General features: G+C 70.6%; 25 protein-coding genes. 15 read left to right on the top strand and 10 right to left on the bottom strand.

Annotated elements, in window-relative coordinates; translation table 11 throughout:
• The first annotated feature begins 70 nt into the window (after positions 1-70).
• The 12 genes from IEX89_RS06160 to IEX89_RS06105 all read left to right on the top strand — a co-directional run bounded on the left by IEX89_RS06160 (position 71) and on the right by IEX89_RS06105 (position 9,287).
• Entirely contained in the window at positions 71-628 is a 558-nt protein-coding gene (locus IEX89_RS06160) for a TRAP transporter small permease (protein WP_188910719.1), read from the top strand.
• Between the two features lie 3 nt (positions 629-631).
• Complete coding sequence (locus tag IEX89_RS06155) at positions 632-1,933, top strand: TRAP transporter large permease (protein WP_373290554.1); 1,302 nt, start codon at positions 632-634, stop codon at positions 1,931-1,933.
• Positions 1,934-1,947: 14 nt separating this feature from the next.
• Positions 1,948-2,541, top strand: coding sequence for a winged helix DNA-binding protein (locus IEX89_RS06150; RefSeq protein WP_188910717.1), 594 nt, complete (start codon positions 1,948-1,950; stop codon positions 2,539-2,541).
• A gap of 63 nt (positions 2,542-2,604) precedes the next feature.
• A complete protein-coding gene (locus IEX89_RS06145) occupies positions 2,605-3,609 on the top strand; it encodes a WD40 repeat domain-containing protein (protein ID WP_188910715.1) in 1,005 nt (334 codons plus the stop codon).
• A gap of 7 nt (positions 3,610-3,616) precedes the next feature.
• Positions 3,617-3,907, top strand: coding sequence for a hypothetical protein (locus IEX89_RS06140; RefSeq protein ID WP_188910713.1), 291 nt, complete (start codon positions 3,617-3,619; stop codon positions 3,905-3,907).
• Positions 3,907-4,539, top strand: a complete 633-nt coding sequence (locus IEX89_RS06135) for a DUF2937 family protein (RefSeq protein ID WP_188910710.1) — start codon at positions 3,907-3,909, stop codon at positions 4,537-4,539. Before IEX89_RS06140 ends, IEX89_RS06135 begins: the two co-directional genes overlap by 1 nt.
• Before the next feature lie 164 nt (positions 4,540-4,703).
• Positions 4,704-5,111, top strand: coding sequence for a succinate dehydrogenase, cytochrome b556 subunit (gene sdhC / locus IEX89_RS06130; protein WP_188910708.1), 408 nt, complete (start codon positions 4,704-4,706; stop codon positions 5,109-5,111).
• A 12-nt stretch (positions 5,112-5,123) separates the two neighbouring features.
• Positions 5,124-5,522 (top strand): succinate dehydrogenase, hydrophobic membrane anchor protein, encoded by a 399-nt coding sequence (sdhD, locus tag IEX89_RS06125; RefSeq protein ID WP_188910706.1) that lies wholly within the window; start codon positions 5,124-5,126, stop codon positions 5,520-5,522.
• 16 nt (positions 5,523-5,538) lie between these two features.
• A complete protein-coding gene (gene sdhA / locus IEX89_RS06120; protein WP_188910704.1) occupies positions 5,539-7,380 on the top strand; it encodes a succinate dehydrogenase flavoprotein subunit in 1,842 nt (613 codons plus the stop codon).
• A 49-nt stretch (positions 7,381-7,429) separates the two neighbouring features.
• Positions 7,430-7,729, top strand: coding sequence for a virulence factor (locus IEX89_RS06115; protein WP_188910702.1), 300 nt, complete (start codon positions 7,430-7,432; stop codon positions 7,727-7,729).
• A gap of 3 nt (positions 7,730-7,732) precedes the next feature.
• Positions 7,733-8,515 (top strand): succinate dehydrogenase iron-sulfur subunit, encoded by a 783-nt coding sequence (locus IEX89_RS06110; protein WP_188910700.1) that lies wholly within the window; start codon positions 7,733-7,735, stop codon positions 8,513-8,515.
• A 172-nt stretch (positions 8,516-8,687) separates the two neighbouring features.
• Positions 8,688-9,287: an AprI/Inh family metalloprotease inhibitor gene (locus IEX89_RS06105; protein ID WP_188910685.1), complete on the top strand. Its 600-nt coding sequence runs from the start codon at positions 8,688-8,690 to the stop codon at positions 9,285-9,287.
• Positions 9,288-9,302: 15 nt separating this feature from the next.
• Here IEX89_RS06105 and IEX89_RS06100 read toward each other — a convergent pair whose 3' ends face one another.
• On the bottom strand, positions 9,303-11,045 hold the full coding sequence (locus IEX89_RS06100) for a sensor histidine kinase (protein ID WP_188910683.1): 1,743 nt from the start codon (positions 11,043-11,045) through the stop codon (positions 9,303-9,305).
• Positions 11,046-11,239: 194 nt separating this feature from the next.
• On the opposite strand from IEX89_RS06100, the gene IEX89_RS06095 reads away from it, so the two are divergent.
• Entirely contained in the window at positions 11,240-11,752 is a 513-nt protein-coding gene (locus tag IEX89_RS06095; RefSeq protein ID WP_188911004.1) for a 2'-5' RNA ligase family protein, read from the top strand.
• A 24-nt stretch (positions 11,753-11,776) separates the two neighbouring features.
• Here the strand turns inward: IEX89_RS06095 and mltG are convergent, their stop codons facing one another.
• The 8 genes from mltG to IEX89_RS06055 form a co-directional block, all read right to left on the bottom strand.
• Positions 11,777-13,297 carry an endolytic transglycosylase MltG gene (gene mltG / locus IEX89_RS06090; RefSeq protein WP_188910681.1) on the bottom strand — a complete coding sequence of 507 codons (1,521 nt, stop codon included), beginning with the start codon at positions 13,295-13,297 and terminating at the stop codon, positions 11,777-11,779.
• A gap of 113 nt (positions 13,298-13,410) precedes the next feature.
• Positions 13,411-14,673: a beta-ketoacyl-ACP synthase II gene (gene fabF, locus IEX89_RS06085; protein WP_188911002.1), complete on the bottom strand. Its 1,263-nt coding sequence runs from the start codon at positions 14,671-14,673 to the stop codon at positions 13,411-13,413.
• Between the two features lie 65 nt (positions 14,674-14,738).
• A complete protein-coding gene (locus IEX89_RS06080) occupies positions 14,739-14,975 on the bottom strand; it encodes an acyl carrier protein (protein WP_188910679.1) in 237 nt (78 codons plus the stop codon).
• Positions 14,976-15,298: 323 nt separating this feature from the next.
• Positions 15,299-16,036 carry a 3-oxoacyl-[acyl-carrier-protein] reductase gene (fabG, locus tag IEX89_RS06075; RefSeq protein WP_188910677.1) on the bottom strand — a complete coding sequence of 246 codons (738 nt, stop codon included), beginning with the start codon at positions 16,034-16,036 and terminating at the stop codon, positions 15,299-15,301.
• Between the two features lie 11 nt (positions 16,037-16,047).
• Entirely contained in the window at positions 16,048-16,992 is a 945-nt protein-coding gene (gene fabD, locus IEX89_RS06070) for an ACP S-malonyltransferase (RefSeq protein WP_188910675.1), read from the bottom strand.
• Between the two features lie 318 nt (positions 16,993-17,310).
• Positions 17,311-18,219, bottom strand: a complete 909-nt coding sequence (locus IEX89_RS06065) for a flagellin N-terminal helical domain-containing protein (RefSeq protein ID WP_188910673.1) — start codon at positions 18,217-18,219, stop codon at positions 17,311-17,313.
• A 185-nt stretch (positions 18,220-18,404) separates the two neighbouring features.
• Positions 18,405-19,532, bottom strand: coding sequence for a DegT/DnrJ/EryC1/StrS family aminotransferase (locus IEX89_RS06060; RefSeq protein ID WP_188910671.1), 1,128 nt, complete (start codon positions 19,530-19,532; stop codon positions 18,405-18,407).
• Positions 19,533-19,560: 28 nt separating this feature from the next.
• Positions 19,561-20,571 carry a Gfo/Idh/MocA family protein gene (locus tag IEX89_RS06055; protein ID WP_188910669.1) on the bottom strand — a complete coding sequence of 337 codons (1,011 nt, stop codon included), beginning with the start codon at positions 20,569-20,571 and terminating at the stop codon, positions 19,561-19,563.
• Between the two features lie 174 nt (positions 20,572-20,745).
• On the opposite strand from IEX89_RS06055, the gene IEX89_RS06050 reads away from it, so the two are divergent.
• Complete coding sequence (locus tag IEX89_RS06050; protein ID WP_188910667.1) at positions 20,746-21,285, top strand: DinB family protein; 540 nt, start codon at positions 20,746-20,748, stop codon at positions 21,283-21,285.
• A gap of 37 nt (positions 21,286-21,322) precedes the next feature.
• On the opposite strand, the gene IEX89_RS06045 is transcribed toward IEX89_RS06050, so the two are convergent.
• On the bottom strand, positions 21,323-21,538 hold the full coding sequence (locus IEX89_RS06045; RefSeq protein WP_188910665.1) for a hypothetical protein: 216 nt from the start codon (positions 21,536-21,538) through the stop codon (positions 21,323-21,325).
• A gap of 170 nt (positions 21,539-21,708) precedes the next feature.
• Here IEX89_RS06045 and IEX89_RS06040 point away from each other — a divergent pair, with 170 nt between their 5' ends.
• Positions 21,709-23,598, top strand: coding sequence for an ABC-F family ATP-binding cassette domain-containing protein (locus IEX89_RS06040; protein WP_188910663.1), 1,890 nt, complete (start codon positions 21,709-21,711; stop codon positions 23,596-23,598).
• Positions 23,599-23,627: the final 29 nt, after the last annotated feature.

The following is a 23,627-nucleotide window of genomic DNA, read 5'->3' as shown; positions in this document are numbered from 1 at the left end:
CGGGTCGGCGGCTCGCATCGACGTCGACCGCCCCATGGGGCGGCGGCATTCCTGTCCTTCGGAGGATTGCATGCGTCGCGCGCTCGATCTCCTCTATGCGGCGGGCCTGTGGCTGTCCGCCCTGTGCATCCTCGTGATCGCCTCGCTCGTCGGCCTGCAGGTCGTGGCGCGCATCTGGGACGCGATCCTGCAGGCGCTGGACCTGCCGCGCTCGGGCTTCGTCGTGCTCTCGCTCGCCGAGATCTCGGGCTACCTCTTCGCCGCCGCGAGCTTCCTCGCGCTCGCGGGCACCTTGAAGAGCGGCGCGCACATCCGCGTGACCATGCTCGTGAACGCGCTTCCCCAGCGCGTGCGTGCCCTGATCGAGGCCGCGGCTCTCGCCTTCGGCGCGCTCGCGGCGGGCTTCGGTACCTGGGCGATCGGTGGATACGCCCTCGAGAGCTGGCGCTTCGGCGAGGTCTCCCCGGGGCTCGTCCAGGTCCCCCTGGTCTGGCCCCAGGCGGCCATGGCCGCGGGTGCCGCGCTCCTCACGATCGCCTTTCTCGACGAGCTGACGATCACCGTGCGTACGGGGCGCCCGAGCTTCCGCGCCGCGGAAGACGCGGTCGCCCTCGGGCGGGAGGGCTGAGCCGTGGAGCCGACGACCTTCATGCTCCTCCTCGTCGCGCTGCTCTTCGCGATCCTCGCCTGCGGCGTCTGGATCGCGGTGGCGCTGGCGACCCTGGGCTTCGTGGCCCTCGTGGCGTCGCTGCCGCTCCCGCCGGGCGCGATACTCGCGACCGCCATGTGGCAGCAGCTCAATTCCTGGGACCTGACGGCCCTGCCCATGTTCATCCTAATGGGCGACATCCTGTTTCGCACGAAGCTGTCGGAGGACATGTTCGAGGGCCTCACGCCCTGGCTCGCACGTCTTCCCGGGCGCCTCCTCCACGTGAACGTGGTGGGCTGCACGATCTTCGCCGCCGTCTCCGGCTCCTCCGCCGCGACCTGCGCCACGATCGGGCGCATCTCGCTGGGCGAGCTGAAGAAGCGCGGCTACTCCGACGTGATGGCGATCGGCACGCTGGCGGGCTCGGGCACGATCGGCCTGATGATCCCACCCTCCATCATCCTCATCGTCTACGCCACGGCGACCGAGCAATCGGTGGCGCGCCTCTTCATCGCCGGCGTGATCCCCGGGCTGATGCTCACCGCGCTGTTCATGGGCTACGTGATCGTCTGGGCGCTCCTCAACCGCCATCGCATGCCCCCGCCCGAGCCGGTGATGCCGCTGCGCCAGCGCATATCCAAGCTGCGCCGCCTCGCGCCCGTGGTCCTCCTCATCGTGGGCGTCATCGGCTCGATCTACGCGGGCTTCGCCTCGGCGACGGAAGCCGCGGCGGTGGGCGTGTTCCTCGCCCTCGCCATCTCCTGGCGCGCCGGCACGCTGAACCTCCCCACCTTCCGCGCGGCGCTGATCTCGGCCACGAAGACCTCGTGCATGATCGCCTTCATCCTCGCGGGCGCCGCCTTCCTGACGACGTCGATGGGCTTCACCGGCATCCCGCGCATGCTGGCGGAATGGATCGGCTCCTTCGGCCTCTCGCAGGCGATGCTGCTCCTCGCCCTGACGGTCTTCTTCATCGTCATGGGCTGCTTCCTCGACGGCATCTCGCTCGTGGTGCTCACCACCTCGATCATCATGCCGCTGGTGACGGCCGCCGGGATCGACCTGATCTGGTTCGGCATCTTCATCGTGCTCGTGGTCGAGATGGCGCAGATCACCCCGCCGGTAGGCTTCAACCTCTACGTCCTGCAATCGCTGACGGGGCGCGACATCTTCCGGCTCGGGCTCTACACGGCGCCCTTCTTCGCGCTGATGTGTCTCGCCGCCCTCCTCCTCGCGCTCTTCCCCGACATCGCGCTATGGCTGCCGCGGACCATGCTGGAATGAGCGAGAGACGCCCCATGAGCCCTCCCCGCAAGACCGAGGTCGAGACCGACGGCACGCGCACCGGCACGGGCCCCGCGCCGAGCGGTGCAGGCTCCGCGCCGAGCGGTGTCGGCCCCGTCGTCTCCTCGGCCCACCTCGCCGAGACAGGCCTTCCCGCCCTGTCCGAGTTCGAGTTCGGCCTCATCCTCGCAGGCCACGCCTTCCAGCGCTGGATGACGCGCTGCATGTCGGCCGCGGGCGTGCCGGATCTCTCCGCGCTCGACGTGCTCGTGCTGCACACGGTGAATCATCGCGGGCGCCCCAAGAAGCTCGCCGACATCTGTCTCGTGCTCTCGGTGGAGGACACGCACCTCGTCTCCTACGGCGTGAAGAAGCTCGAGGCCGCCGGCCTCGTCGCCTCCGGGCGCGCCGGCAAGGAGAAGACGGTGGAGATCACCGAGCGCGGGCGCGCCGTGTGCCTGCGCTATCGCGAGATCCGCGACGCGCTGCTGACGAAGCCGCTCTCCGCGACGACGCTCGACGAAGGGCGCCTGTCCGAGATCGCGGCGATGCTGCGGGGACTCTCCGGGCATTACGACCAGGCGACGCGCGCGGCGGCGAGCCTCTGATCGCGCGGGTCATGCGCGCCGCGCCTCTTCCAAGAGGCGGCGCAGGGGCGTAGACAGGGCGCCATGACCAACGACGCGCCCTCCCTCGTCGAGCTCGTGCGCCCGGTGGATACCGGCGCGCACGTCACCGCGACCGCCTTCCTCGGCGACGTCGCCGCCTTCGCGCTCGGCGACGGCGGCGTCCTCCTGTTCAAGGACGGCGAGAGCCATCGGGTGGAGGCCCATCCCGACGGCTCCGTCCTGTCCGCGGCCAGCGACGGCGAGCGGCTCGTCACCGGCGGCGACGACGGGCGCGTGGCGGTGACCGGGCCCGACGGCTCGACGCGCACCTTCGCGCAGGCCGGCGCCTTCGCCTGGATCGACGCGCTCGCCCTGCACAAGGACGGCGGCGTCGCCTGGTCCGCCGGCAAGAAGGTCTTCGCCCGCGATCCCAAGGGCAAGGAGCGCGTGCGCGAGACGCCGTCCTCGGTGCGCGGCCTCGCCTTCGCGCCGAAGGGCTACCGCCTCGCGGTGGCGCATGTCGACGGCGCGACGCTGTGGTTCCCCAACCTCGACACCGAGCCGGAGCGGCTCGAGTGGAAGGGCGCGCATCTCGACGTCGTCTGGTCGCCGGACGGGCGTTTCGTCGTGACGTCGATGCAGGAAAATTCGCTCCACGGCTGGCGCCTGCAGCCCGACAAGGGGCACATGCGCATGTCGGGCTATCCCGGCAAGACGCGCTCGCTCTCCTGGACGGCGGACGGCAAGTGGCTCGCGACCTCGGGCGCGGACGCCGTCATCCTCTGGCCGTTCGACTCGAAGGATGGCCCCACGGGCAAGCAGCCGCGCGAGTGCGGCGTGCGGCCCGCTCAGGTCTCGCGTGTCGCCTGCCATCCGCGCGTCCCGGTGGTGGCCGCGGGCTACCAGGACGGCTGCATCCTCCTCATCCGCCTCACCGACGCATCCGAGCTCCTGGTGCGGCCGGCGGTGAAGGGCTCGGGCGTCACCGCGCTCACGTGGGACGCCAAGGGCGACACCCTCGCCTTCGGGGCCGCCGACGGTGCCGGCGGCGTCCTGCGGCTCCCGTGAGGCGCGCGTGACCGGACCGCTCGCGCGCCTCGCCCGGCGTTTCGGCCGCGCCCGCCCCGAGCGCGCGGCGCTCGACCGCGTGGCGGCGCTGGCCCGCGAGACGCTGGCGCTGCCGGAGGACGCGTCCTTGAGCGTCAACGAGATCGTCTGCGCCGATCCCGCCTGCCCGGGCACCGAGACCGTGATCCTCTTGATGATCCCCGGCGCGCGCACCCGCGCGATCAAGATCCAGGCCCCGGCGGAAGCGGTGACGCGCGATGCGATCCTCGCCGCCGCCGCGGCGGGGGAGGGGGTCTGATGGCGCTTTCGCGCATCGCCGCCATGGGCATGGGGCTCGTCGGCGCGCTCGCGGGCTCGCAGGGGCCGGAATTCGCGCAGCAATACGAGCAGCGCCTCGGTGGCGCCATCGACGAGCTCGCCGCGATCGTCGCGCGCTTCGACGACAGCGCCGCCGAGGCCGGGCTCGACCGCGAGGGCGCGCTCGGCAGGCTCGAGGCCAATCCCGACGATCTCGTGCGCCGCCAGGGCGAGAGCGCGCGCGAAGCCGCCGAGCGCCTCGCGCGGCTCGAGCGCCAGGCGGAGCGCCTGGCGCGGTCCGATGGGCTCGGCCAGGTGCTCGTCCTGGTGCGCGAGGCCGACCCGCAGATCGCGGACGCCGCCTATCGCGCCTACGAGCCGGCGGTGCCGGTGACGGTCGCCGGCGCGCTCGCCGCCGGGCTCGGCTTCGGCGCGTTCTGGCTCCTCGCCTTCGGCACGGCCAAGGGTGTCAAGCACGGGGGACGCAAGGGAATGGCCTACGCCAAGGCGCGCTTCGCCAAGCGCCGCGCACCGCCCGGCTCGGGCGAGCCGAAGGATCCCGGTGCGGGCATCGCCGGGACCGGAGGGCCCAAAGTGTTTCGCGCAAAGGAGTCGCGCCAGGATCGCGTATGATTCCCTACGACCTCCGAAGGGGTTGCTTACAGTCGCTCCAAACTGTAACCCGCCAGGCGGGATGACGCATTGTCGTCGGGGAACGCATCCGATACTTACCCTCGGCGAGAGCCTTTTGTCATTTTTGCGGCGTCGCGCCGCAGGCGTACGAGGAGCCAGCAGTCATGGCGTCAGCCGAGAGCGCACGAGCGGAAGCCAAGCGGCCTCTTTCGCCCCATCTCCAGATCTACCGCTGGACCTGGACGATGGCGATGTCCATCTTCCACCGCGCGACGGCGATCGTGCTCTACGTCGGCACGGTGTTCCTCGCGTTCTGGTTCGTGTCGCTGGCCTCCGGGCCCGAGTCCTACGCCTCCGCCGCCTGGTTCTTCGGCTCGCCCATCGGATATCTGCTGCTCTTCGCCTACACCTGGGCCCTGATGCACCACATGCTCGGCGGCGTGCGCCACTTCGTGTGGGATTTCGGCCAGGGCTTCGAGCCCTCGCAGCGCTTCCTGCTCGCCAAGCTCACCCTCGTCGGCTCGATCTCGCTGACGCTGGTGATCTGGCTCGTCGCCCTGATCGCGCGCTGAGGAGGAGACCCGATGGCCACGCGCAACTCCATCCGCACCCCGCTCGCCCGCGCCAAGGGTCTCGGCGCCTCCGGCGGGGGCACCGACCATTTCTGGCATCATCGCATCACGGCGGTGTCGAACCTGCTCCTGGTGCTGCCCTTCGTGGTGATCGTGGCGCTCGTGGCGGGCCAGCCCTACGCCGAGGCGGTCGCGATCGTGTCGCACCCCCTTGCCGCGATCCTGCTCGCGCTCTTCGTCATATCGGTCACGGTCCACATGCGGCTGGGCATGCAGATCGTCATCGAGGACTACGTGCACGGCAAGGGCGCGAAGATCGCCGCCGTGATCGCGAACACGTTCTTCGCGATCGTCATCGGCGCGGCGAGCCTCTTCGCGATCGCGAAGGTCAGCTTCGGCCCCTTGCTCTGAGGGAGTATACGAGACAATGGCGAACGACGCTTCCCCCGCGGCCGACGGCGCCGCTCCGTCCGTCAACGGCGCGGCCTATCCGATCACGGACCACACGTTCGACGTGGTGGTCGTCGGCGCCGGCGGCGCGGGTCTGCGCGCGACGGTCGGCTGCTCGCAGGCGGGCCTGCGCACGGCCTGCGTGACCAAGGTCTTCCCCACGCGCTCGCACACGGTGGCGGCGCAGGGCGGCATCTCCGCCGCGCTCGGCAACATGGGCGAGGACGATTGGCGCTGGCACATGTACGACACCGTGAAGGGGTCGGACTGGCTCGGCGACCAGGACGCCATCGAGTACCTGTGCCGGCACGCGCCCGCCGCCGTCTACGAGCTCGAGCATTGGGGCGTGCCCTTCTCGCGGACCGAGGCCGGCAAGATCTACCAGCGGCCCTTCGGCGGCATGACGACCCGCTTCGGCGAGGGCACCGCCCAGCGCACCTGCGCCGCCGCCGACCGCACGGGCCACGCCATCCTGCACACGCTCTACGGCGCGGCGCTGAAGAACGACACGAACTTCTTCATCGAGTACTTCGCCATCGACCTGATCATGGACGAGGAAGGGCGCTGCCGCGGCATCGTCGCCCTCGACATGACGACGGGCACGATCCACCGCTTCCGCGCCCAGATGGTGATCCTCGCCACCGGCGGGTACGGCCGCGCCTATTTCTCGGCGACGTCCGCCCATACCTGCACCGGCGACGGCAACGCCATGGTGCTGCGCGCCGGCCTGCCCCTGCAGGACATGGAATTCGTGCAGTTCCACCCCACCGGCATCTACGGCGCGGGCTGCCTGATCACCGAGGGCGCGCGCGGCGAGGGCGGCTACCTGACGAATTCCGAGGGAGAGCGCTTCATGGAGCGCTACGCACCCTCCGCGAAGGACCTCGCCTCGCGCGACGTCGTCTCGCGCGCCATGACGATGGAGATCCGCGGCGGTCGCGGCGTCGGCAAGGAGGGGGACCACATCCACCTCCACCTCGACCACCTCGATCCGAAGATCCTCCACGAGCGCCTTCCGGGCATCTCGGAGAGCGCCAAGATCTTCGCCGGCGTCGACGTGACGAAGGAGCCGATCCCGGTCCTGCCGACCGTGCACTACAACATGGGCGGCATCCCGACGAACTTCTACGGCGAGGTGCTGACCAAGAAGAACGGCGATCCGGATTCGGTGGTGCCGGGCCTGATGGCCATCGGCGAGGCGGCCTGCGTCTCCGTCCACGGCGCCAACCGGCTCGGCTCGAACTCGCTGATCGACCTCGTCGTCTTCGGCCGCGCGGCGGGCCTGCGCTGCGCCGAGATCGTCAAGGCCGGCGAGAGCCAGGCGCCGCTGCCGGCGGGCTCCGCCGACAAGGCGCTTTCGCGCCTCGACCGCTTCCGCAACGCCAACGGCGCGACGCCAACCGCCGAGCTGCGCCTGCAGATGCAGAAGACCATGCAGAACAATTGCGCGGTCTTCCGCACCGGCGAGGTGCTCGACGAGGGCAAGTCGCTGATCCACGAGGTCTGGGGCGGCATCGGGGACGTGTCCACCAAGGACCGCTCGCTGATCTTCAACACCGACCTGATCGAGACGCTCGAGTTCGACAACCTGATCACCCAGGCGGTGGTGACGATGGAATCGGCCGCGAACCGCACCGAATCCCGCGGCGCCCACGCCCGCGAGGATCATCCGGATCGCGACGACAAGGAGTGGATGAAGCACACTCTCGCCTGGTGCGACGAGGGCAAGGGCCAGGTCACGATCGACTACCGCCCGGTCCACACCTACACGCTCTCGAACGAGATCGAGTACATCGCGCCGAAGGCGCGGGTGTACTGAGGACATGACGGTGGCCGGGATCGGGCACAATCGCAGACGCGGAGGCAGCATGTACGCGATCGTGTTCGATCTCGACCAACAAATGCTCAGCGAGCTTTACCACGGCAACAATGCGAACAATGCTTATGCGGACATACGGCGCTTTCTTACTGCAAGAGGCTTCGAATGGAAGCAGGGCAGCACCTATTTCGGTGACGATACCGTAGATGCAGTTCGTTGCGTGACCGTCGTCCAGAAGCTCGCGAAGAAGTATGATTGGTTCACGCCGGCCGTCCGGGACATCAGGATGCTGCGGATCGAGGAGAACAACGATCTGAAGATCGCCCTCGAAGATGAAGACGCGGAGTAACACGTGGCCGAATTCTCCCTCCCCAAGAACTCCCAGTATCGCGAGGGCAAGGTCTGGCCGAAGCCCGTCGACGGGAAGCGGCTGCAGGAGTTCCGGATCTATCGCTGGAACCCCGACGAGACCGAGAACCCGCGCATCGACACCTACTACGTCGACCGCGAGGATTGCGGGCCGATGGTTCTCGACGCCCTCATCTGGATCAAGAACAAGGTCGACCCGACGCTGACCTTCCGGCGCTCGTGCCGCGAGGGCATCTGCGGCTCGTGCGCCATGAACATCCAGGGGCAGAACACCATCGCCTGCACCCGCGGCATCGACGAATGCGGCTCGGGCGCGGTGAAGATCTATCCCCTGCCGCACATGCCGGTGCTGAAGGACCTCGTTCCCGACCTGACGCAGTTCTTCGCCCAGCATGCCTCGGTGGAGCCCTGGCTGCAGACGCAGACCCCCGCGCCGGAGGCCGAGTGGCGCCAGACGCCGGAGGATCGCGTCCAGCTCGACGGGCTCTACGAGTGCATCCTGTGCGCCTGCTGCACCACGGCCTGTCCGTCCTATTGGTGGAACGGCGATCGCTTCCTCGGCCCCGCGGCGCTGCTGCACGCCTATCGCTGGCTCGCCGACAGCCGCGACGAGATGACGGGCGAGCGCCTCGACAAGCTGGAAGACCCCTTCAAGCTCTATCGCTGCCACACCATCATGAACTGCGCCAACGCCTGCCCGAAGGGGCTCAACCCCGCCAAGGCCATCGCCGAGGTCAAGAAGATGATGGTGACGCGCCACGTCTGAGGCGTCACCCTCGCGAAAGAGGAACTCGGCCGCGTGGGCGAACCCTGCGCGGCCGTTGCCGTTTCCCGAACCGCCACATTCGTGCTTCACTCTCTCGCAACCAAGATCGGCTAGGACGATGAACCTCGACCCACGGCGCGAAATCCGCGCCCTCGAGCCCCGGATGGACCCGATGACGTCGCAGAAAGCCACCCGCCTCGTCCTCCGTACGACGGTGATCGCCGCGAGCGTGCTGGCGCTCGCCGCCTGCCAGTCCTCGCGCTTCGCAGGAGGGAGCCCGCAGCCGGCGGTCGCCGCCTCACCCGGAATCATCACGACGACGCCTCTGGAGCCTGGGCTCGCCGCGCCCACCGGCGTCGTCGAGGCGGAGCCGCTCGCGCCCCCGCCGCTCGACAGCACGCAGATCGTCGCGACCGACCAGATCGTGTCGGACGTCCCCACGTCCCCGCAGGTCGCCGCGATCCAGACGCCGACCCAGGCGGCACCGCGGGTGTCGCGCACGACCTTCGTGGGCACCTGGCGGGCCAGCGAGCCGGGCGGCGGCTCCTGCCGCGTGACCCTGTCCTCGACGCCCTCGCTCGATCTCTACCGCGCCTCGAGCGCCGGCTGCCAGAACGAGGATCTCGGCCGCGTCTCGGCCTGGGATCTGCGGGGCGACCAGATCTATCTCTACCGTCAGGGCGGTGCCGTGGCGGCGCGGCTCAGCGCCAGCCCCGGCTCGATGTCGGGCGCGCTCTCGCGCTCCGGCGCCCCGGTCGCGCTCGCCCGCTGAGGGCGAGCCGTCCCTTCAGCCCGGGGAGGGCGACGTCGCGACGTCGCCCGTGTCCCTGCCGGTGCCGTGGGCCGTCGTCTCCCGCGGAGCCGACGCCTGGCGCGCCGCGGCCGCGGTGAAGCGCACGGCGAAGCTCGTCCAGCCGCCTTCCGATTCGATCTCCAGCGAACCGCCCGCCTGGTCCGCCATGGCAGCCACCATGCGCAAGCCGAAGCCCGTCGCCGTGCGCGGCGTGAAGCCCGCCGGGAGCGGCGGGCCCTGGTTGCGGATCGTCAGGCGCCAGGCCGTGTCGTCCGGCGCGAGGATCACCTCGACGTCCTCACCGCCGCCGTGCTTCACCGCGTTGGTGAGGAGCTCGTTCGCCGCGAGCGCGATGGGCATCGCCGTCTCGGCGTCGAGGACGAGGGGCATGGCGGTGACGACGCAGCGCGAGCCCTCCGGCATCAGGCCGCCCTCGACGCTCGTGCACAGCTCTTCGAGCAGGCGCGCGAAGTCGACCGAGCCCCCGCTGCTCCCCGAGCGGTGGAGATTGCGATAGGCCGCCGCCATCGCACGCACGCGCCCCGCCGCTTCGTCGAGCTCGCGGCGCGCGGTCTCGTCGCCGACGCTCTTGCGCTGGAGCGTCATCAGCGAGCCCAAGACCTGGAGATTGTTCATCGTGCGATGGGCGAGCTCGCGCAGCAGCATCTCCTTGCGCCCGAGCGTCGCCTGGAGGTCCTCCGCCAGCGCGTCGAAGGCGCGCCCGAGAGCCGCGATCTCGCCGCGGCCCGTGAGACCCGATCGCGCGTCGAGATCGCCCGCGCGCCACCGCTCCGCCGTGTCGAGGACCCGCTGCACCGGGCGACGCACGGCGCGCTGCGCCACGAGCCAGGCGGCGGCCGCGGCGACGATGCCGGCGAGCAGCATGACGAGGAGGCCGCGCCAGTTCGCCTGGTCGAGGATGGCGTAGGCCTCGTCGCGGCTGACGCCGATGCCGACGTAGAACGAGCCGAGATTGGCCGCCGGCGGCACGTAGCCGAGGATGCGCGGCACGCCGTCGACCGTCTCCGTCACGTCCGCCGTGCCCGGCGCGGCGTCGTCGAGGAGGGCGAGGAGGGCCGGCGTCATGCGCTGGCCGGTATAGGCGTCGTTGTCGGGATGACGCAGCAGGATCGTGCCCTCGCGATCGGCGACGCGCGTCGCGTGATCGGAGTTCCAGCGTCCGCGGTCCAGCCGCTCGCCCAGGGCGGCGAGGTCGATCGCCGTGATGATGGCGCCTTGGAAGCGGCCGAGGTCGTCCTGAATGGGGCTGGCGAAATGCACGACCGGCACGCCGGTCGAGCGGCCGACCGCCCAGGTCCCGATGGCGAACTCCCCCGTGCGGCGCGCCTCGCGAAAATAGTCGCGGTCGGCGACCGAATAGCTCGATAGGTCTTCCGGCTGGTGGACACCGTCGCAGACGAGCCGACCCGCCCGGTCGGCGACGAGGACGTTGTTCAGCAGCGCATCGCCGGCGACGACCCGATCGAGGATCCCCGAGCAGGACTCGCCGTCGCCCTCTCGGATCGCGGGAATCTCGACGAGGACGCTCTGCACCTGCCGGATGCCGTCGACGATCTGCGACAGCTCTCCCGAGAGGAACCGGACCTGGTGGAGCGCCTCGGCGCGGACATCCGCCTCCTGGTCGCGATAGAGCCCGCGCTGAGCCAGGGCGAGCGCGGCAATGAGCGGAAGGATCGCGGCGAGGACCAGCGCGGCGAGGCGCGCAGCGAGAGACATCGTTCTTCTTTCGGCGGACGCGAGCGATCCGCACGGGCCGCGCAGGTGCACAGCCGGCATTCACATCGTAGGCCTATTTGCCGCCCCTCGATAGGGGTGCCCCAGAATTGCCCCAAGATGGGCGGTGCGAGGCAGTGGGAGGCGGTGCGAGGCAGCGCCTTGCCCCGGGGGAGGCGCGCTCCAGCTTGCAAGGCATGGACCCGCTGATCCTCACCCTCGCCCTCGACGAGGCCTCCTTCGCGCGCTTCGACGGGGAGCGACACGCCCACTTCCCGCGAGAGCGCAATCTCATCCCCGCGCACGTGACGCTCTTCCACAAGCTGCCGGGCGAGGAGGAGACGGCGATCGCAGCCGTCCTCACGGAGGTCGCCGGGGGGCGCGGGCCGCTGCTCCTCGCCTGCACGGGCGTGCGCTTCCTCGGTCGTGGCGTCGCCTACGTCCTGGAGGGGGGCGGGTACGGCGCCCTGCGCGGCGAGCTCGCGCTCCGCTTCGCGCCCTGGCTCGGCGCGCAGGACAAGCAGGCGATCCGCCCGCACGTGACGATCCAGAACAAGGTCACGCCGCAGCGCGCCAGGGACCTCGCCGCGCGGCTCGAGGCGCGCTTCGAGCCCTTTCCCGTGAGCGGGGAGGGGCTCCTGCTCTGGCGCTATCGCGGCGGGCCCTGGGAGCCGGCGGGGCGTTTCGACTTCAACGGCGGCGCCGCTTGAAACCGACGCCCGACCCGAAAACGCTCACAGAGACGGGCGCGGGGGCGGCAGCGGCACGCCGCTGGCCGGCGCAGCGCTCGACGTGACGGCACCGTCTTCGCCGAAAGCCGGCAGGTCGGGGACGACCTGCGTGTTGGTGAGGTCGAAGGTCGTGTTCGCCAGAGGATCGAGGGGCGTGCCCTCGGAGGCGTCGATCGTACCCCGCACGGGTACGAGGGCGGCCGCGTTCGGCGTCGCGCCGGGAACGCCGCCGCTCGGCAGGCTGCCGGGTGCAGCACCGCCGGGAAGCGCTCCGCCGGGAAGCGCGCCACCGGGAAGCGCGCCGCTTTGGGGCGCCTCGTCGGGGATGTCCTCCGGATCGACCATGTCGGTTTCGCCCGAGCCGCGGCTCGCCTCGATCTCGCGCCAGCGCGAGACCGCGCGGCGGTGCTCGTCGTAGGTCTCGGAGAAGGCGTGGCCGCCGGTTCCGTCCGCGACGAAGAACAGGTCGTTCGTGCGCGAGGGGTTCGCCACCGCCTCCATGGCCGCGCGGCCGGGATTGGCGATGGGGGTCGGCGGCAGGCCGTCGATGACGTAGGTGTTGTAGGGCGTCGGCTCGCGGATCTCGGTGCGCAGGATGCCGCGACCCAGCGTGCCGCGCCCGCCCACGAGGCCGTAGACGATGGTCGGGTCGGATTGCAGGCGCATGCCCTGGCGTAGGCGGTTGATGAACACGCCGGCGACCCGCGGCCGCTCGTCGGCGCGCCCGGTCTCCTTCTCGACGATGGAGGCGAGGATCACGAGCTCGTCCGGCGTCTCCAGCGGCAGCCCCTCGGCGCGGCGCGCCCAGATCTCGGCGAGCGCGCGCTCCTGCGCCCGGCTCATGATCTCGACGACCTGCGCGCGGGTGGTGCCGCGCTCGAACTTGTAGGTGTCGGGCATCAGCGAGCCCTCGGGCGGGATCGTCTCGATCTCGCCCGTGAGCACCTCGTCGCGGCGCAGGCGCTCGACGATCTGCAGGCTGGTGAGGCCCTCCGGGATCGTCACCTGGTGGAGGACGGCGCGGCCTTCGGTCAGCGTGTCGATGGCATCGGCGATCGAGACGTTGGCGCGAAAGGCGAACTCGCCGGCCTTGAGGTTCGCCTGCTCGCGGTTGAGCACCGCGTAGAGCTGGAACAGCAGCGGCTGGGTGATGACCCTCTCGCGCTCGAGAATACGCGCGATTCCGCTCATCCCCGTGCCCTGCGGGATGGCGACGACGGTGTCGGCCTGGAGCGGGCCCGGCTGGTTCGCCTGGCGCGCCAGCACGACGAGGCCGACGAGCGCGATCAGCGCCACGACGGCGAGCATGCTGAACAGGCCCGACAGGGTAGACAGCAGGCCGCCGCGCGGGCGGCTCAGGCGCCGCGGCGGGGGAGGCGAGGCCATCTCGGGCTTGATCGCCTCGTGCGGGCTCTTGGGCGCGAGGCGCGGGGCCTCGCTCGTGCCGGCGTGCGGCGGCGCGTCGGGCGTCGCCGCTTGATCTTGTTGCCGATCCTGGCGCGTGTCTCTGCTGCGACCGAACATGGCTCACGTCTGGCGAAGGGGGCTGCGGGAGCCTCGCGGCGACCGCTGCCCGAACTGACCCAGCAATATGGCGAAAACGCGTGCCGTCGCGCCGGAAGCGCTCGTCGCGCGCGTCAGGAGACGCGCGCGAAGACCAGGGACGCGTTCGTGCCGCCGAAGCCGAACGAGTTCGAGAGAGCCACGTCGATCCGCTTCTCCTTGGCCGTATGCGGCACGAGGTCGATGGCGGTCTCGACGGACGGATTGTCGAGGTTGAGCGTCGGCGGCACCTTGCCGTCGCGCATCGCGAGGATCGAGAAGATCGCCTCGATGGCGCCGGCGGCTCCGAGCAGATGACCCGTGGCCGACTTCGTCGAGGACATGGTGAGGCCCGATGCCGCATCGCCCATCAGCCGCTCCACCGCGCCGAGCTCGATCTCGTCGCCGAGCGGCGTCGAGGTGCCGTGAGCGTTGACGTAGTCGAGGGCGGAGGGCTCGAGGCCCGCGCGCTTCAGCGCGGCCTTCATGCAGCGATAGGCGCCGTCCCCGTCCTCGGAGGGCGAGGTGATGTGGAAGGCGTCGCCCGAGAGGCCGTAGCCGACCACCTCCGCGTAGATCTTCGCGCCGCGGGCCTTGGCGTGCTCGTACTCCTCGAGCACGACGACGCCCGAGCCCTCGCCCATGACGAAGCCGTCGCGGTCCTTGTCGTAGGGACGCGAGGCGCGCGCGGGCTCGTCGTTGAAATGCGTGGATAGGGCACGGCAGGCCGCGAAGCCGGCGATGGAGATGCGGCTGATCGGCGATTCGGTGCCGCCGGCCACCATCACGTCGGCATCGCCGAGCGCGATCAGGCGGGCGGCGTCGCCGATGGCGTGCGCGCCCGTGGAGCAGGCGGTGACCACGGAGTGATTCGGGCCCTTGAGCCCGTGCTCGATGGACACGTAGCCGGAGGCGAGATTGATCAGGCGCCCGGGGATGAAGAACGGCGAGATCCGCCGCGGCCCCTTGTCGCGCAGGACGAGCGCCGTGTCGGCGATGCCCTCGATGCCGCCGATGCCCGAGCCGATCAGCACGCCGGAGGCGGCCTGATCCTCGTAGCTCTCGGGATGCCAGCCGGCATCGTCGAGCGCCTGCTTGGCGGCGGCCATGGCGTAGACGATGAAGTGGTCGACCTTGCGCTGGTCCTTGGGATCCATCCAGGCGTCGGGATCGAACGTGCCGTCCGAGCCGTCGCCCCGCGGAATCCGGCAGGCGATCCGGCAGGGGAGATCGTCGACCTGGAACGTGTCGATGCGGGACGCACCGCTGCGTCCGGCGAGAAGGCGTGCCCAGGTCTCTTCCACGCCGCATGCGAGCGGGGTGACCATGCCCAGGCCGGTGACGACGACGCGACGCATCTTCATGACGAGAATCGAGGGACGCGCCCGGGGCCCCGCTCGCGCGGAGCCCGGGCGCGGGCCCCTCAGCCGGCGTTCTTCTCGAGGAACTTGATGGCGTCGCCGACCGTGACGATCGTCTCGGCGGCGTCGTCCGGGATCTCGACGTTGAACTCTTCCTCGAACGCCATCACGAGCTCGACGGTGTCGAGGCTGTCGGCGCCGAGGTCATCGATGAAGTTCGCGTTCTCGGTCACCTTGTCCGCTTCCACGCCCAGGTGCTCGACCACGATCTTCTTCACGCGCTCAGCGATGTCACTCATCGTTCGTGTCCTCGTATCCACTCGTCGATCTGCGGCGGGCGGTGAAGAGGGGCCGCCCCCGCGGGGATGTCCGGTGCGCGCGGCGTATCGCCGGGGTGATCGTGCCGACCTGGACGCGTGCTGCAAAAGCCTCATTCGCGTCCGCGGTCAAGCCCCCCAGAGAAGCCGACGACCAAATCGTCGAAGCCGGCGACCAAATTGTCGCGGATTTCGTAACACACGGCTCGCGCCGTGGCGAGAGCCGCGCAGGGCCCGTACGCACCCATTCGCCGCGTCGTCCCCGCGATTTAACGGGTGTGTCGCCGGCGCCACCTGGGCGGGCGTCAGAGCATGGCCATGCCGCCGTTGATGTGCAGCGTGTGACCGGTCACGTAGCCGGCTTCCTCGGAGGCGAGGTAGACGATCGCCGCCGCGATCTCCTCGCCGCGCCCCAGCCGTCCCGCGGGCACGGTCTCGAGGATGGCGGCGCGTTGCTTCTCGTTGAGCGCGTCGGTCATGGGCGATTCGATGAAGCCCGGCGCCACCGCGTTGACGGTGATGCCGCGGCTCGCGACCTCCGCCGCGAGCGCCTTCGACATGCCCACGAGCCCCGCCTTCGAGGCCGCGTAGTTGCCCTGGCCGGCATTGCCGGTGGCGCCGACGACGGAGGAGACGTTGACGATACGCCCGTAGCGGCGGCGCATCATGCCCTTCACCGCCGCGCGGGAGAGGCGGAAGGCGGCGGTGAGGTTCACCGCGAGCACCGTGTCCCAATCCTCGTCCTTGAGGCGCATGAACAGGCCGTCCTTGGTGATGCCGGCATTGTTCACGAGAATGTCGAGCCCGCCCATGGCGGCCTCGGCCGCGGGCACCAGCGCCTCGACGGAGGCCTTGTCGGCGAGGTTCGCCTCCTCGACGTGGACGCGCTCGCCGAGCTCGCCCGCGAGCGCATCGAGCGCCGCGCGGCGCGTGCCGGAGATCGTCACGGTGGCGCCCTGGGCGTGCAGCGCGCGGGCGATGGCGCCGCCGAGGCCGCCGGTCGCGCCGGTGACGAGGGCCTTGCGGCCGGTCAGATCGAACATGGTCGGGTTCCTCAGCTGAAATCGGCCGTGACGGCCGCGACGTCGTCCGGCGTGCCCACGGCGCGCGCCTGCGCGCCCGACGCGATGCGCTTGACGAGGCCGGAGAGCACCTTGCCCGCGCCCACCTCGTAGAACGCGTCCGCGCCCGCGCCGGCCATGAAGGCCACCGATTCGCGCCAGCGCACCGTGCCGGTCACCTGGGCGACGAGTGCCTCGCGGATCGCCTGCGGGTCGGCGATGGGCGCCGCCGTCACGTTGGCGACGACGGGCGCGCGCGGTGCGTTCACGACGACGTCGGCGAGCGCGGCGCGCATGGCCTCCGCCGCCGGCGCCATGAGCGCGCAGTGGAAGGGCGCGGAGACCGGCAGCAGCACGGCGCGCTTCACGCCCTTGGCCTGCGCCACCGCGATCGCCCGCTCGATCGCCGGCTTGTGGCCGGACAGGACCACCTGCCCGCCGCCATTGTCGTTGGCGACGTCGCAGACTTGGCCCTCCGACGCCTCGCGGGCGATCTCGGCCGCCTGCTCGATCTCGACGCCGATGAGAGCCGCCATGGCGCCTTCGCCCACGGGGACGGCCGCCTGCATGGCGTCGCCGCGAATGCGCAGGAGCCGCGCGGTGTCGGCGACGGAGAGGGCGCCCGCCGCCGCGAGGGCGGAATACTCGCCCAGCGAATGGCCCGCGAGGAAGGCGACGTCGCGCGAGAGGTCGAGCCCGGCCTCGGCTTCCAGCACGCGCAAAGCCGCGAGGCTCGTCGCCATGAGCGCGGGCTGGGCGTTGGCGGTGAGCGTCAGCGTCTCGATCGGGCCCTCGAACATCAGGCCGGAGAGGTCCTGCGAGAGCGCCGCGTCCACTTCCTCGAACACGGCACGCGCCTGCGGGAAGGCCTCGGCGAGCGCCTTGCCCATGCCGACGGCCTGGCTGCCCTGTCCTGGAAACACGAGTGCGCGGCTCATGGACGCTCCTTCCCCCGACGACGACGTTCTCGAGAACGGCCTGCGGCTTCGCAAAGGGCGGGGCGGGTGTCAAGCGAGCGAGGGAAGGAGCTTGCGTTCGCAGGTTGCTGATCGCTCTCGGAGGAGGCATGCTGATGGCGCGCGTGACACGGTGAACCTCCAGGCCGTGGCTGGCCGGCTCGTCCGGACATGCATGATGCGGGTGTCGTGGAGTCCCCGCCGCGCACCGTCTTTCGAAACGAAACAGACCCCGCTCCCGAAGGAGCGGGGTCCGGCGGGCCCCCGGGAGGGGACCGGTCCCGATAGCCGGGCCGCCGATCAGCGGAACAGCGAGAGGATGTTCTGGCTGTTGGAGTTCGCGATCGTGAGCGCCTGGATGCCCAGCTGCTGCTGCGTCTGCAGCGCCTGCAGGCGGGTCGATTCCGCGTTCATGTCCGCGTCCACCAGCTGTCCCACGCCGCGATCGATCGAGTCCATCAGGGCCTTCACGAAGTCCTGCTGGAGGCCGATACGGTTCTTGATCGCGCCGAGGTTGGTGGCCGCGTCCGTGATCTGGCCGAGGGCTGCGTCCACTTCCGAGATGTAGGTCTCGAGCGTGGTCAGGTCGGCCGGAGCATCGGTGAGCGCGGAGATGTCGATGGTGGCGACCGACTGGCCGCTGCCGCCGACGGTGTCGAGGATGCCGGACTGGTCGGCGTCGTCGTAGAGCTCGATCGAGGTCAGATCGATGGAGATCGTATCCACCGCAACCGCACCGCCGGCACGCGAGAACGAGGCGACGATCGTCTTGGTGGTGTTGTAGGCCGGGTCGCTGGAGTCGTAGGCGAGCCAGTTCTCGCCGTTGAACACCGCCGAATCGGCCGTGTTGCGCAGCTGCGACTGCAGCTCGCCGATCTCGCTCTGGATCTTGCCGCGATCGACGCCGGGCGTACGCGCGGCGACGAGCTTGGCCTTGATCTCGGAGACGACGTCCACGGTCGCGTTGAGAGCGGTGTACATGGTGTCCACCGTCGCGGCGCCGAGGCCCAGAGCGTCCTGGACGGCGCTGAGCGCCTTGTTGTCCGAACGCATCGTGGTCGCGATCGACCAGTACGCGGCGTTGTCCGCCGCGGACGACACGCGCATGCCGGTGGCGATGCGGTTCTGCGTGGCGTCCATCTTCTTGTTCGTCGCGGTGAGGGTCTGGAGGGCCGTCATCGCGGACGAGTTGGTGAGCAGGCTCGACATGTGATGTCCCTTTCGGAAGTTCGATGAAGAGGGACATCCCGGGCTTGCACCGGGATGACGGAGCGGCGTCATGCCTCGGAGCTCTCGGGTTCACGCTCCGTCCGTCATGAGAAGGATCGTCGCCCCGCGAGCTTGCGCGGGGCTTGCGCCGATGCCGGGATCGGCGAAAGCCCGATCTCGCGCCGTCAGAGCGCGGCGCGCACCGCCTCGATCACCCGGTCCTGCGTCGCCTCGTCGAGATAGGCGTGCATGGGCAGGCTCACGACCTCGCGGGCGAGCCGCTCGGAGACCGGCACGCCGTTGCCGGCGCTGGGGAAGCGGGCGTAGGCCGGCTGCTGGTTCAGGGGCTTGGGATAGTGCACGGCGGTGGGCACGCCGCGCTCCTGCAGGGCGGCGCGGAAGCCGTCGCGGGCGTCGGGCGCGATGCGCAGCGTGTATTGCGCCCAGACGGAGGGCTCCTCCTCCGAGATCGCGGGCGTGCGCGCGACGCCCGAGAGGCCTTCGTTGTAGCGGGCGGCCACGCGGCGGCGCGCGGCGATCTCGTCGGGGAAGATCTTGAGCTTCTCCACCAGGATCGCGGCCTGCATGGCGTCGAGCCGGCCGTTCATGCCGATCTCGACATGGTCGTAGGCGGCCGCGCCCATGCCGTGCATGCGCATGGAGATGACGGTCGTGGCCAGCGCCTCGTCGTCGGTGAAGAGCGCGCCCGCGTCGCCGTACGCGCCCAGCGGCTTGGATGGAAAGAAGCTCGTCGCGGTGGCGAGCCCGATCGTGCCGACCGTGCGGCCCTTGTAGGTCGTCCCGAAGCTCTGCGCGGCGTCCGTGAGGAGCCACATCCCGGCATCCGCGACGATGGGCTCGATGCGGTCGTAATCGGCAGGGCGGCCGTAGAGGTCCACCGCGATGACGCCCACGGGGCGCAGGTTCATGGCGCGCGCGGTCTCGATGCCGCGCACGAGGCTGTCGGGGGAGAGGTTGAACGTCTCCTCCTCCACGTCGCAGAAGATCGGCGTCGCGCCGAGCCAGACCACGACCTCCGCCGTCGCGGCGAAGGTGAAGGCCGGCACCAGGATCGCGTCGCCGGGGCGCACGCCCTTGGCCATGAGCACGAGCGCCAGCGCGTCCGTGCCGCTGGCCACGCCCAACGCGTAGCGCGCGCCGGTGAACTCGCGCAGGGCACTCTCGAAGGCGTCCACCTCGCGGCCGAGGATGAAGCCGCAATGGTCCATGACGCGGGCCACCGCCTCGTCGAGGGCGGGGCCGAGCCGCCGGCGCTGGGCCGGCAGGTCGATGAAGGGGATCGGGTTCGTCATCTCTCGCCGGGGAGCGGGGTGTTTCGCGTCAGGCGCTGGCGCGGGCGGGCGCGGGATGCGCCTGGTGGTCGATCATCGAGCCGGCGGCGCGATGCAGCACGTCCATCACCGCGAGCGCCTCGGTGGCGCCGGTGATCGGCTCGGCGCCCGTGATGCAGCACTCGAGGAAGTGCGCGCATTCCGCCAGCAGCGGCTCCGCCTGCTCGATGGCGACGGGCACGGGATCGGCGCGCACGACGGTCGGCGAGCCGCCGTCGAGGGAGACCTGGTGGGGATAGATCTGCACCTTCTTGTCCCAGGGCAGGCAATCGTCGAACACCGCCATGGCCTGCGAGCCGATGACGGAGAGGCGATGCTCCTTGAACGGGTGCAGCCAGGAGACGTGTATCATCGCCTGCGGGCCGCCGGCGAAGCCCAGCCGCATGGTCACCGCGTCCGCGGTGTCCTTGCGCAGATGCCCTTCGCCGAAGGCCTCGACGCTCTCGGGCGAGCCGCCCATCAGGGCGAGCACCATGGAGACGTCGTGGGGCGCGAGGCACCACAGCGCGTCCTCCTCCTTGCGCACCGCGCCGAGGTTCAGCCGGTTGGCGTGGATGCGCTTGACCTCGCCCAGGCGCCCGGAGGCGACGAGCTGCTTCAAGGCACGAAAGCCGTTGTGGAACTGGAGGATGTGGCCCGTCATCAGGATGCGGTCGGCGCCGCGCGCCGCCTCGACCACGGCGAGCGCGTCGGGATGGTTCAGCGTCAGCGGCTTCTCGACATAGACGTGCTTGCCCGCGGCCAGCGCCGCCTCCGCCACCTCACGGTGGAGGGAGGGCGGGGTCGCGATGGCGAGCGCGCCGATCCCGGGATCCGCCAGCACCTCGTCGAGCGTCGCGCCGCGGCAGCCGAACAGCGCCGTGAGCGATTCGACGGTCTGCCGGTTGGGGTCGACCACCGCTTCGAGCACGCCGAGGCTCGAGAAGCAGCGCGCGATGTTGCGTCCCCACGCACCGCAGCCGATGACGGCGATACGCGGCTTCTGGTTCTGCGCGTCCATGAAGTCCTTTCCAGCCGCGCGCTCCCCGCGGGGAGCGTCGGGGCCCGCACGTGATCGTTCCCGCGTGTAGCGCATCTTGGCGCGCGGTGCCATACGCTAGGCGAGGCGCGGCGTGCCACCCGGCGCATGCCCGGGTGACGCCGAGCCGCACGACGAGTGGAAGGAAAAACCGCGATGAACGCTCTCGACCGCTACCGCGACCTCGCCGCCTACAATGCGTGGGCGAACACGCGCCTCTACGATGCCGCCGCCGCGCTGCCGGACGACGCCTATCGCTCGGAGCAGGGCGCCTTCTTCGGCTCGATCCACCGCACGCTCAACCACGTCCTCGTGGGCGACACGATCTGGATGGGGCGCTTCACCGGGGACGGGACGCCGCCGCCCGCCCTCGACGCCGTGCTCTACGACGACCTCGTCGCGCTGCGCGCCGCACGCGAGGCGATGGACGCGCGCATCGTCGGCTTCGTCGCGGGCCTCGACGACGCGGCGCTGGCGCGCCCCTTCACCTACCTGACGATCGTGAACCCGTCGCGCGTGGCGCAGCCCCTGGCGCCGGCGCTCGATCATTTCTTCAACCACCAGACCCATCATCGGGGCCAGGTGCATGCGCTCCTGACGCGCCTGTCCGGGACGGCGCCCTCCCTCGACCTCATCAACTACCAGCGCGAGAGCGGCCGCGGCGGCGCGGAGGTCACGCCCCTCTCCGCCGCGTGAGCGGGAGCGCGCCGCGCACTACGCAAGTCGCGCGGGTTCAGCCGCGCCGCAGCGGATGGAAGGTCGGCTCGCCCAGCCCCGCCGCCGTCGGCGGGACCAGGGACGCGTCCGCGCACGCCTCGACCATCGTGGCCAGCGGAGGGCAGCCGCGTGAAGATCCGATCGCGTCGAGGGCGACGGCGATGCCGACGACGAGCGTGAGCAGGGCCACGATCGTCGCTTGCGTGCAGAAACGGTAAGCGATCTCGGACATGGGGGCGTAACGCGAATCACCTATGTTGGTTCCCACCATCAGGGGGCCGCGTCTGGGACGCCGCGAAGGCGCGAATGAGGCGATACCGTGACGACGCTCACGCGGTCGCGAGGCCGTCCCCGTTTTCCACACCGCTTGTCAACGACCGTCGCGTGGGGGAGATAGGGCGCATGCTGCACGTCAACGATCTCACCTATCGCCTCGGCGAGCGCGTCCTCCTCGACGCCGCCTCCTTCTTCGTTCCCGGCGGCGCGCGGGTGGGGATCGTGGGGCGCAACGGCGCGGGCAAGACGACGCTGTTTCGTATCCTCATGGGCGAGATCGCGCCGGAGGGCGGCTCGATCGGCATGCCCAAGGGCGTGCGCATCGGCACCGTGGCGCAGGAAGCGCCGGGCGGGCCCGAGAGCCTGATCGAGGTCGTGCTCGCCGCCGACACCGAGCGCGCGCGCCTGCTCGCGGAGGCGGAGCACGCCGACGGCATGCGCCGGGCCGAGATCGAGATGCGGCTCAACGACATCGGCGCGCACGCCGCGCCCGCGCGGGCGGCGACGATCCTGCACGGGCTGGGCTTCGACGCGGCGGCGCAGGCGCGGCCCTGCTCGGACTTCTCCGGCGGCTGGCGCATGCGCGTGGCGCTCGCCGCCGTGCTGTTCACCGAGCCCGACCTGCTCCTCCTCGACGAGCCGACGAACTACCTCGACCTCGAAGGCACGCTCTGGCTCTACGACTATCTCGCGCGCTATCCGCACACGGTCCTCGTCATCAGCCACGACCGCGAGCTCCTCGACGAGGCGGTGGACCACATCCTCCATCTCGACCGCGGCAAGCTCACGATCTATCGCGGCGGCTATACGTCGTTCGCCCGCCAGCGGGCGGAGAAGGCGATGCTGCAGATGAAGGCCAAGGCGAAGCAGGAGGAGGAAGCCAAGCACCTGCAGGCCTTCGTCGACCGCTTCCGCGCCAAGGCCTCGAAGGCGCGCCAGGCGCAGTCGCGCCTCAAGCGGCTCGAGAAGATGACGCCGATCGCGGGCGTGGTCGAGGAGGAGACGTTGCCCTTCGATCTGCCGAGCCCCGACCGCCCGCTCTCCCCGCCGCTCGTGCGCATCGATCGCGCGGCGGCCGGGTACGGCGAGCGCACGGTGCTCAAGCGCCTCGACCTGACGCTTCTGCCCGACGATCGCATCGCGCTGCTGGGCGCCAACGGCAACGGCAAGTCCACCTTCTGCAAGCTCGTGGGCCGCCGGCTCGACCCGCTGTCGGGCGAGGTCGTCGCCTCGCCCAAGCTCGACGTCGCCTATTTCGCCCAGCACCAGCTCGACGAGCTGCGTCTCGCCGACACGCCCTACGGTCACGTGGCCGAGCGCATGAAGGGCGCGCCGGAAGCGAAGATTCGCGCCCGCTGCGCGCGCTTCGGCTTCTCGGGCGCGAAGGCGGACACGCCGATCGCGAAGCTGTCGGGCGGCGAGAAGGCGCGCCTCCTCATGGGGCTCGCCGCCTTCGACGGCCCGCACCTCCTCATCCTCGACGAGCCGACGAACCATCTCGACATCGAATCGCGTCAGGCGTTGGTGGAGGCGATCAACGATTACGAGGGCGCCGTCGTCATCGTCAGCCACGACCGCTTCCTCATCGAGGCCTGCGCCGACCGGCTGTGGCTCGTCTCCGACGGCACGGTGAAGCCCTTCGACGGGGACATGGACGATTACCGCCGTCTCGTGCTCTCGGGCGGGCTCGATCCGGCGAAGGAAGCCGCCAGGGGTGGGGACAAAGCGTCCGACAAGGGTGGCGAGAAGGCGGGCGAGCGCCGCGCCGCCGCCGAGAAGCGCGTGGCGCTCGGGCCCTTGCGCAAGCAGCGCGACGCGCTCGAGGGCCGCATCGAGAAGCTCGGCGAGCTCATCGCCAAGATCGACACGGCGCTCGCCGACGGCAGCGCCTTCCAGAAGGACCCCGCCAAGGCGGCCGATCTCGCCAGGAAACGCGCCGAGGCCGCCGACGCGCTGGCCCGCGTCGAGGAGGATTGGCTCGCGGTGTCGGGGGAGCTCGAAGCCGCGGGCGGCTGAGGGCGAAACCTCCCCGCAGGGGGCGGGCC

Source organism: Salinarimonas ramus, from assembly GCF_014645695.1.
Taxonomy (GTDB): domain Bacteria; phylum Pseudomonadota; class Alphaproteobacteria; order Rhizobiales; family Beijerinckiaceae; genus Salinarimonas; species Salinarimonas ramus.
Note: the sequence above shows the minus strand (reverse complement) of the source record. Positions and strands in the feature narration are given on the sequence as shown.

Excerpts from the sequence above, each read along its gene's own strand:
- mltG (WP_188910681.1), bottom strand. The coding sequence starts at position 13,297 with ATGTTCGGTCGCAGCAGAGACACGCGCCAGGATCGGCAACAAGATCAA.
- IEX89_RS06050 (WP_188910667.1), top strand. The coding sequence starts at position 20,746 with ATGAACGCTCTCGACCGCTACCGCGACCTCGCCGCCTACAATGCGTGG.
- IEX89_RS06045 (WP_188910665.1), bottom strand. The coding sequence starts at position 21,538 with ATGTCCGAGATCGCTTACCGTTTCTGCACGCAAGCGACGATCGTGGCC.
- sdhC (WP_188910708.1), top strand. The coding sequence starts at position 4,704 with ATGGCGTCAGCCGAGAGCGCACGAGCGGAAGCCAAGCGGCCTCTTTCG.
- IEX89_RS06080 (WP_188910679.1), bottom strand. The coding sequence starts at position 14,975 with ATGAGTGACATCGCTGAGCGCGTGAAGAAGATCGTGGTCGAGCACCTG.
- sdhD (WP_188910706.1), top strand. The coding sequence starts at position 5,124 with ATGGCCACGCGCAACTCCATCCGCACCCCGCTCGCCCGCGCCAAGGGT.
- IEX89_RS06055 (WP_188910669.1), bottom strand. The coding sequence starts at position 20,571 with ATGGACGCGCAGAACCAGAAGCCGCGTATCGCCGTCATCGGCTGCGGT.
- IEX89_RS06065 (WP_188910673.1), bottom strand. The coding sequence starts at position 18,219 with ATGTCGAGCCTGCTCACCAACTCGTCCGCGATGACGGCCCTCCAGACC.
- IEX89_RS06145 (WP_188910715.1), top strand. The coding sequence starts at position 2,605 with ATGACCAACGACGCGCCCTCCCTCGTCGAGCTCGTGCGCCCGGTGGAT.
- IEX89_RS06060 (WP_188910671.1), bottom strand. The coding sequence starts at position 19,532 with ATGACGAACCCGATCCCCTTCATCGACCTGCCGGCCCAGCGCCGGCGG.
- fabD (WP_188910675.1), bottom strand. The coding sequence starts at position 16,992 with ATGAGCCGCGCACTCGTGTTTCCAGGACAGGGCAGCCAGGCCGTCGGC.
- IEX89_RS06115 (WP_188910702.1), top strand. The coding sequence starts at position 7,430 with ATGTACGCGATCGTGTTCGATCTCGACCAACAAATGCTCAGCGAGCTT.
- fabG (WP_188910677.1), bottom strand. The coding sequence starts at position 16,036 with ATGTTCGATCTGACCGGCCGCAAGGCCCTCGTCACCGGCGCGACCGGC.
- IEX89_RS06105 (WP_188910685.1), top strand. The coding sequence starts at position 8,688 with ATGACGTCGCAGAAAGCCACCCGCCTCGTCCTCCGTACGACGGTGATC.
- IEX89_RS06150 (WP_188910717.1), top strand. The coding sequence starts at position 1,948 with ATGAGCCCTCCCCGCAAGACCGAGGTCGAGACCGACGGCACGCGCACC.
- IEX89_RS06135 (WP_188910710.1), top strand. The coding sequence starts at position 3,907 with ATGGCGCTTTCGCGCATCGCCGCCATGGGCATGGGGCTCGTCGGCGCG.
- IEX89_RS06095 (WP_188911004.1), top strand. The coding sequence starts at position 11,240 with ATGGACCCGCTGATCCTCACCCTCGCCCTCGACGAGGCCTCCTTCGCG.
- fabF (WP_188911002.1), bottom strand. The coding sequence starts at position 14,673 with ATGCGTCGCGTCGTCGTCACCGGCCTGGGCATGGTCACCCCGCTCGCA.
- IEX89_RS06100 (WP_188910683.1), bottom strand. The coding sequence starts at position 11,045 with ATGTCTCTCGCTGCGCGCCTCGCCGCGCTGGTCCTCGCCGCGATCCTT.
- sdhA (WP_188910704.1), top strand. The coding sequence starts at position 5,539 with ATGGCGAACGACGCTTCCCCCGCGGCCGACGGCGCCGCTCCGTCCGTC.
- IEX89_RS06160 (WP_188910719.1), top strand. The coding sequence starts at position 71 with ATGCGTCGCGCGCTCGATCTCCTCTATGCGGCGGGCCTGTGGCTGTCC.
- IEX89_RS06040 (WP_188910663.1), top strand. The coding sequence starts at position 21,709 with ATGCTGCACGTCAACGATCTCACCTATCGCCTCGGCGAGCGCGTCCTC.